This is a genomic window from Candidatus Hydrogenedentota bacterium, from assembly GCA_012523015.1.
Lineage (GTDB): Bacteria > Hydrogenedentota > Hydrogenedentia > Hydrogenedentales > CAITNO01 > JAAYBJ01.
This window is the reverse complement of sequence record JAAYJI010000307.1, coordinates 1-7,796: the sequence shown is the minus strand read 5'-3', so window position 1 is coordinate 7,796 and position 7,796 is coordinate 1. Positions and strand designations below refer to the sequence as shown.

General features: G+C 48.0%; 8 protein-coding genes. 6 read left to right on the top strand and 2 right to left on the bottom strand.

Features of this window, described 5'->3' with window-relative positions:
• The 6 genes from GX117_13425 to GX117_13400 all read left to right on the top strand — a co-directional run.
• The coding region (locus tag GX117_13425; GenBank protein NLO34330.1) for an RHS repeat-associated core domain-containing protein at positions 1–549 on the top strand (549 nt) is incomplete at its 5' end.
• The gene (locus tag GX117_13420) at positions 467–883 is read left to right on the top strand and encodes a hypothetical protein (GenBank protein ID NLO34329.1); all 417 of its coding nucleotides are present in this window, start codon (positions 467–469) and stop codon (positions 881–883) included. The genes GX117_13425 and GX117_13420, both read left to right, overlap by 83 nt.
• Before the next feature lies 1 nt (position 884).
• Complete coding sequence (locus tag GX117_13415; protein ID NLO34328.1) at positions 885–1,292, top strand: hypothetical protein; 408 nt, start codon at positions 885–887, stop codon at positions 1,290–1,292.
• 664 nt (positions 1,293–1,956) lie between these two features.
• Complete coding sequence (locus GX117_13410) at positions 1,957–2,247, top strand: hypothetical protein (GenBank protein NLO34327.1); 291 nt, start codon at positions 1,957–1,959, stop codon at positions 2,245–2,247.
• Positions 2,216–4,720 carry a hypothetical protein gene (locus GX117_13405; protein ID NLO34326.1) on the top strand — a complete coding sequence of 835 codons (2,505 nt, stop codon included), beginning with the start codon at positions 2,216–2,218 and terminating at the stop codon, positions 4,718–4,720. The genes GX117_13410 and GX117_13405 overlap by 32 nt, the downstream gene beginning before the upstream one ends.
• Before the next feature lie 159 nt (positions 4,721–4,879).
• Complete coding sequence (locus tag GX117_13400) at positions 4,880–5,920, top strand: alpha/beta hydrolase (GenBank protein NLO34325.1); 1,041 nt, start codon at positions 4,880–4,882, stop codon at positions 5,918–5,920.
• A gap of 75 nt (positions 5,921–5,995) precedes the next feature.
• Here GX117_13400 and GX117_13395 read toward each other — a convergent pair whose 3' ends face one another.
• Both GX117_13395 and GX117_13390 read right to left on the bottom strand, forming a co-directional pair.
• The gene (locus GX117_13395; GenBank protein NLO34324.1) at positions 5,996–7,015 is read right to left on the bottom strand and encodes a uroporphyrinogen decarboxylase; all 1,020 of its coding nucleotides are present in this window, start codon (positions 7,013–7,015) and stop codon (positions 5,996–5,998) included.
• A gap of 75 nt (positions 7,016–7,090) precedes the next feature.
• A partial coding sequence (locus tag GX117_13390; GenBank protein NLO34323.1) for a gfo/Idh/MocA family oxidoreductase occupies positions 7,091–7,796 on the bottom strand: 706 nt, incomplete at its 5' end.

The window sequence follows — 7,796 nt, the reverse complement described above, 5'->3', positions numbered from 1 at the left end:
GGACAACGCTACAGCGTCACCGGTCCAGACCCCTACCATGAATTCACCGGAAAACCCTGGGATCCGGATGCAAAGCTCTACTATTTCCCCTTCCGCTACTACAGCCCGAATATGAACCGCTGGACCATGGCTGATCCCGCGGGGGTAATTGACGGGCCGAATGTGTTAGCGTATGTAGGGGGAAATCCTATTAATCAAATTGACATAAAAGGCTTGTCCATTCTCCCAATTCACTTTTTTCGTTTTCTTCCCTCAGCGCTATTGACGGCTTTTGTGATATGCGGGTTGCATTCTTATATTGTGGCCGATTCTGGCCCACAGGGAAAGTATGTACAGCATTGTGTTTTTGGTTGTAAGTTGGCGCGATGTTTTGGAGATCGACGTGGATGGATTTCATACGCCATAAATTGGTATTGGGAAGAGATTTTGCAACGTATGGCAGGCATTCCGCACGATCATCTGGATAATGAAGCCGCTCGATTTGGGGCAACAGACTGCAGTAGGTCGTGTCGCTCGTGCGAAAGGTGTTGTGACCATGTCTTTGATTAAGAACATTCTTAATAGTGCTATAAACGTTGTTTTATTTGCCTCTGCTATCCTTCTTGTAGTTGGCCTGCTCGCAAACCATGAAAATAGTTCAGAAAGCAAAAAAAACTTAGCAGTCATTATGAAACGAGTCGAAAAAATAGAGACGGTAACAGAATTTGTTGCCCTTTATCGGGGAGCGTTAAATACGTATCAATTACGATGGATACCGGTAAAGGAGTGTTTCTATATCGAAACCAACCCCGGCATTACAAAAAACATTACTCGATTAAAAATTCAGACCGTCGGAAATGAAGTTCTTTCGGTAGAAAAAGAAATAAAATGTGTAAGAAAGTAACATGAAAAAATTTTTATTGTTTTTTGGCTTCAAAACTCTGCTGGCAGCGATATTCATCATGGCATTTTTTTATACCGGATGGCCTGACGGTATGTTTTGCAGAGAAATTTCCACTCTCTTTTGCGGAGACTTGGACCGACAGGAACTCTTAGATTTGTATGAAACGATAGAGCCCGGAATGAGTGAACTTCAATTGCTTGATACATATCGCGAAAACAGTCCATTGTATCTAGATATTATGCCAACTCGCGATGGTTTTCGTGTATTTGAAAGAACGCTATTTCCGGGACTTCATTGGCGACTTATGATAAACTGCGAAGATAATATGGTAATATCTGTACGAATTACTTATTCATCAGATGATTTGCACCCGACAAACGCGCCAACGGATAAATTTCTATCGCGATAATTCAGATTGGGCAGCCCCGGCGGATTGCTTCACCGGGGCTTCCGCAGACCCGTACGTGCATACATTAATGCTTACGACCCTTGGGAAAAATCCGGGTGAAATTTCGGGGACACCTCGTTTCTCGTTGAACTGGAGGAATGCACCGGTCGTATTTTACAACGCCAAAAGACCGGCCCAAAAGGGCCAAGACAGGGTAAACCGGGATAAGGTCTCGATAATTAATTATAACGGGGGCGTGCCTCGTTATAATGTACCTTCCAGATCATAGCGCAGGTTCACACTCGAATTGCAACTCATTTCCCAAAAAGCGTGGATTTATTGGATCTGTTACAAAAATTCAAGCATCTTTTTTTACAGGGAGTTTGGAAAAGAATCTTTTTAACAGTAGCAGTTGCGTCAAAATCTAATTCAGGCTTGTATGTCATCGTCTCATCGTCTTTTGTCGTTTAAGAACTACGAAGAAAAGGGCTATTACAAGATCCTAAACTATAAGCCTTCTCTTTGTCATTGCCTGAGACAACCCGAAGCATGATCTTGAAAATTCGTTGATTGACGGTACTTGTACTGTATACAATGAGCGGTGTGAACCGATATTGTGCCGGTGGAAATTTCCATCGGATTCGCTGCGCTATGTGTGGCAATGCTTTGAGTAATCTGATTTGGATTGATTCAAGGCAAGTCTTATCGCTTGTTTCCTATATCGTTGTTTTTGATTGGAACCTATGAACTTTGGTGGGTAAAAGGCAGGCTTTTTCATCGCTGCGATTTGTCGCTTCCTCTTGGGTTCAATGTTGGCTATAGTCATGACCATTCATTGCCCGATGATCGTCCAATAGATGAACTGTTTGGAAAGGTTTTTAATAATGATCGTGTCGTCCTCACGCTTTTCTTTGCTGCCGTTTCTATGGTGCTGCTTCTTATCAGTGCTGCTGGTTTTTGGTTTTGCAGAAAATAATGCTGTACACGCCGATTATGAGGCGATCTGGTTCGGTGAACCGGTGATGGCTGCAGGTCAAAATCTGACATTCACGCTCAATTATCCGGAAGAAATACAGATCGGTGAAATTGTCACATTAAATCTTGAGATCTTTTCCACCATTACCTATGAAGGGGCGATTATTCGCATGGTCTTATTGAATCCCGACCATGAAACGGTGGATGAGTCTGAGATGACCTTGAATTTGAATCGCGGCCGTGATGATGTTGCGATCAAATGGGATCCTACCCATTTGCAACCGGGCGATTACACGATGGTAATCCTCATTGATTACGTGCGCGAGTATAAACCTGCCATTCAGGAATGTGAAATTTATCGGGTCAGCACCGGACGTTGGCAACAACAGATTGATGATGTGGAGGCCCAGCTGGTTGGCGTTGATAAAAGCATCGGTGCCGGTGCGCGCTCGGCGGACAGTTCAGGCGGCTTAGAATCCGGCTTTCATTTGCGTGCTAAGATTATCCGAGATTCTTTAGCATCGGCGCGGGGAGCATTGACCGCGCAAAATTGGCGCGAGGCAGACAAGCAAATTCGTTACGCAGATACAGCGGTGAAAGAGCTCCGTGCCGGATTGACATTCAGCGCCATGACTCCGGAAAAACTGATCCGTCCTTCAGCGACTCCTTCCCGTTTAGAGATCAGAGACGGTGGCTTTTACGATGGTATGAATCCTTATTTCTTGATTGGAGCCGCGCTGACTGATGCAAGCGGCAGCGCAGAAACCGAAGCGATGACTATGGACGCGCAATTGGCCTGGATCAAGAATCACGGTTTGAATTTGGCGCTGCTCAATGCCTCTCCGACCATGGACACGGCCGCTTTGAATGATTTGTTAAGTGCTTTGGCACGTGCATCACAAGCCTTGGAAATTCCGTGGATACTACAATTCGATCAAGGTGCAGAAGCCGGGGCGCTCATGGACAGGTGGCCCGACCTCATTGAAGATGGCTTTGTCAATCTCGCTCATGAAGGTTTTTCAGTAGATTATCAACAGGGGGGGCGTCAAGTTTTTAGCGCTTTAGGTCAGTTATCTCGTCCACCCTTTGCTGTCAGTGCCGCGCGATTCCCTCAGTTTAAATATGACGGTGAAAATATACGGGAAGGCTTTGTAGAACAGATTATGACCTTATATCCTGACCGTCAGGATTTGAATCGACTCTGGCACGCGCATCTGGCGGATTTTGATGAGATTACCATCTGGGGTGAATATCCGGAGCATAGTTATCAGAATCAACGTGCCTATCAGCATGAATGGCAGCGTTACCATCGCGGACTTATACTGCGCTTCTTCTCTGGAATGAAACAGGACTTGTCTGCACTGATGCCGGGAATACCTGTTCTTATTGATAATGATGCGACGCCCTTTTCTGCAGGAGAAACACGAACCACGCCGAGCCGGGAAGAAATGGCGGCATTGATGGATATGGATGGTACAGCGGTCCGCTGCAGTGCGGGCGAAAGTGTTTATGCCATGAATTATCCGGAGGCTCAATCTGTTATTAGTTTGATGCATTCCTATAAAAAGAATAAACCGGTGTTTATTCTTGATGCAGATATTGATGTTAGCGGAACGGATGATCCGCAAAAACGGGAAGCGTTGACCTATAGCGTCGTGTGGGAGATGGTGATGTCGGGCGCTTCGGGCATGGCTTTGTCGCCCCATTCGACTGTTCGTCAGCATCCCGAGGCGCTTGCCGCCTATGAGCTTGCGGCGCTGGATGTGAATCGGCTTGCGCCGATTGTTGCAGCCTTCCATCGGGAAAAGGAGCAGGTGGCCGTTCTTTTTAGTGAAGCCTCAAAAATAATGGATAACGGCGTGCCTCATCTTGAGTCAGCACAATTTGCTTTTGAAGGTGCTTCCTTTGCCGGTTTTCCGGTTCGCTTCATCACAGAAAAACAAGTGGAAGATGGAGAATTGGCGGATATTAAAGTGTTGATTTTGCCCAGCACCATGGCCGTGCCGGACAATACTTTTGAGCAATTGAGCAACTATGTTGAAGAAGGGGGCATGGTTGCACGTGTAGGCACGCCTATTCCCTATAATGAGCGGGGTCAGTCGCGTAGTGATGTGATACGTGCCACAGGAAACACCATTCTTGTGCGTGGGCTCAACCTGCCCACCGAATATTTACATGCGCTGGATGCCGCCTTGGTGAGCGGTGTATTGGCGGAAATTGTGCGGCCCGTTAATGCTTACGGATACCCCATTGAGGGCGTACGTTCGCGCTATGTGGAACACGACGGGGAAATGTATCTTTACATTATTAATTTGCGTCATACACCGGTGGCGGTTCATCTTTCCGGACTCTCCGGTTCGGGCCGCGATCTGTTGCGCGGCCGCGATGTAAGTTTTCCGCGTGAGTTGACGCCTCTTGATCCTATGTTAATCCATTTGGACAAGCAGGAAATTTTGTTTGCTGTTTCAAAGTAAATTTGTTTATGTACTGTCGCAAGATCTGTGCAATGCTGCCGATTCCCAAGGATGAAGTCTTGCCGATACCTTATAAGATTCGGCTTGCTGCAGCGCTGCATGTACTGTGACTCAACAACAAAAATACAAAGACCATATGATTTGTACGAGGAGTAGTTCATGAGTAAAGATCGTCGCGGTTGGAAATATTTACCGATATTATTGGCAGCCTTACTTGCTTGTTTCGAGATGGGTGGTGCCTATGCCCAATCCCTGGCATCACGCTCTGAAGAGCAAGCCCTTTTCCAAATGGATGCAGCGCCTCCGTTGCCGGAAAACATCAAAGAAACAGCGGATTTGGTGGTTGCTTTGGCTATGGGCGATATCACGCTGCTAGATCTCAATACGCCTATTGAGGTGCCGGAAGAGGTGATTGAGACTAAAGATATTGAATACGCCAAGACGGGAGATACATCTGTGTTCATGGATTTGTATCAGCCCAAAAATGCCACGGGCCCTTTGCCTGCCCTTGTGTTTATCCATGGCGGCGGTTGGGAGAGCGGCAAGCGATCGGATTATAAATATTACTGTGTTCGTTTCCCGCTCATGGGCTATGTAGCCGTCACCATTTCCTATCGTATGGTTGGCGATGCTGTTTTTCCCGCTTGCGTGGAGGACGTGAAATGCGCCGTTCGCTGGCTCCGTGCCCACGCCGATGAATATGGTATTGATCCCAACGCGATCGCTGCGGTGGGCGGTTCTGCAGGCGGGCATCTCGCCATGATGCTTGGCTATTCCGCTGATGTTCCTTCGCTAGAAGGCAGCGGCGGTAACGCCGACTACAGCAGTGCGGTGCAAGCCGTTGTGGATTTGTATGGTCCCGTCGATATGACGCTGGAAGAGGTGCGCGATAATAAAACCTTGCAGCGCCTTTTTGGAGGCAAATCTTATGATGAAGTGCCGGAGCAATATCAGTTGGCATCGCCCTTAACACATGTGAAAGAAGGCATACCGCCTACCCTGATCATTCATGGAACCGACGATGACACCGTTCCTGTTGCCCAAGCGGATTTGCTGGCAGAACGGCTTAAAGGGCTGGGATGCAGCTATGAATATCTGCGTCTGGAAGGGTATCCACACACCTTAGATCTGATTGATGCGGCGAACCGTCACGTGCGCTGGCACATCTATCATTTTTTAGATAAAGTATTTAAAAAATAACGAGGTGTGAAGGCCTCAGCGCTGCCCCTGTCGCTATCCTATTCTCCCTGCGCCTGAAGTCGAATCTTGAAGCGCTTACTCCGATAAGGCGTTGAGGAAGGCGTTAATGTTCTCTGTTGATACGCCGGGCGGCATACCGCCGCCGCAGGAGTAAAGGACGCGTTTGTTGTCGGGCAGGGACTGACGCAATTCCCGGACACTGCGCGTCACATCTTCCGGGGTTCCCTGTGCCAGCACATCACGTGGCGGGATGTTTCCCAGTAAGGTTACTGAATTGCCTGTGAGCTGCAGCATTTCTTCTATCGTATGGTCGCAGGAAAAATTAAAGAGATTGACGCCCATATCGGCGAGGTGGGGCGCACAAACCAGCCCATGGGCATCATTATGAAAGAAACGAAGGGATGCGTCGAAGGCGGAGAACATTTGGGTGATCCGTGGCTTGGCGAATTTTTGAAAGTCGTCTTCTCCTATAAAACCGACAATATCGTCCAGTATAAAGATGCCGTCGATAGAATCAATACGCTCTTTTTGAAGCTGCAGCCAGTCTACGAGAAAACGTGTAATCGTGTCTAAGAGGCGTTGCACTTTTTCCGGCTCCATGCATAGCGCCATGAGGAATTCAGAGGATCCCATGAGGAAGGAGGCAATATTCAGAGGCCCCCGCGCGATGGCAAAGCGAATGTGATGCCCTGCCGCTTCAATTCTCGGACGCATGCTTTCGAGGCGCTGCAGTATGAAGGGCGTGAGGCCATCGGTGCGCGGATCGGGTTGGCTCAAAGAATTTAAAGCATCGGGCACAGGATGAGCAAAAGGAAATTCATCTTCATAAAAACTGCAGCGTGCCCCGAAGGAGGCAGGCTCTGAGCACATGCCGTATTCTGCCCAGAAGCCGGGCAGGAACATGGCTTTTGGAAAATTTTGGATCGCGGCGAGATTCGCCTGAAACCAACATTCGGGATCAGCGTAGTAGTCGAAGATGGACTTATCAAACCAGTTGGGCAGCCAGGGGCTGTCAATGATAAAAGCCGCTGTAGCCTCGTCTGATTGCCCCGTTTGAACGATCCGTTGAAGGTGTTCCCAATCTTCGGGAGTCATGGTATGTTCCTTTTCAATAAAATGTTATGTCCGACAATGGGCAGTACTCTCTCCGGTCAAAAATGCAGTATAGGATTAAAAGACTTTGATCGGTATTTCTGCGCCGCCTTTTTCTGCGGACACATAAGCGGAATAAATGGTAGAGATCGTGTTGGCACCCAAACGGCTGTTGCTTTCCACCGGATCGCCATAGGCGGCACTGCGGTAAAAAGCCTCAATTTCCTGAGGGTATCCCGTAAACCAGTCTTCATCGGGCGGCATAAGGGTCCATCCCTGTTTTTGTTCTATTTTTTCTACCGTGTAAATATCGGAAAAGTTTTCATGGCGGGGATTATATACTTGCATGGCTGTATTGGGATTAATATTGCACACGGTGCGGTGATTGTTGGCAGCCACTTCAAGCCAATTGTGTATGCCGCCTAAAATAATATCTGAGGCGAAGACCGTTGCTAAGCAGCCATCTTCAAAGGTGACATGCATCATGGAAAAATCATCAATGTCGTGATAATCTCTTCTGATGAATCCGGCATCTTGGAAGGAGGGCATACGCGTTAGTGCCGCTGTGCGCGCGGTGACAGATTTGGGCGCAATGGCTACGCCGTTGCGGGCACGCCCTTCCACCTCTTTAAGATAGAGTGCCGCCGTAAGGGGGTGACAACCTTTGCCAATCATCACGCCGCCGCCGGAGTATTTCCAATAGGCATAAGTGGGGTTATGGGATCCGGAATGGGCTTCTTCCCCGTGAATCCACAGAATCTGTGCGCCCGTTTTTTCGATGATT

What these genes read in the sequence shown, in the direction of transcription:
- GX117_13415 (NLO34328.1), top strand. Translation starts at nt 885, where the DNA reads ATGAAAAAATTTTTATTGTTTTTTGGCTTCAAAACTCTGCTGGCAGCG.
- GX117_13420 (NLO34329.1), top strand. Translation starts at nt 467, where the DNA reads ATGAAGCCGCTCGATTTGGGGCAACAGACTGCAGTAGGTCGTGTCGCT.
- GX117_13400 (NLO34325.1), top strand. Translation starts at nt 4,880, where the DNA reads ATGAGTAAAGATCGTCGCGGTTGGAAATATTTACCGATATTATTGGCA.
- GX117_13395 (NLO34324.1), bottom strand. Translation starts at nt 7,015, where the DNA reads ATGACTCCCGAAGATTGGGAACACCTTCAACGGATCGTTCAAACGGGG.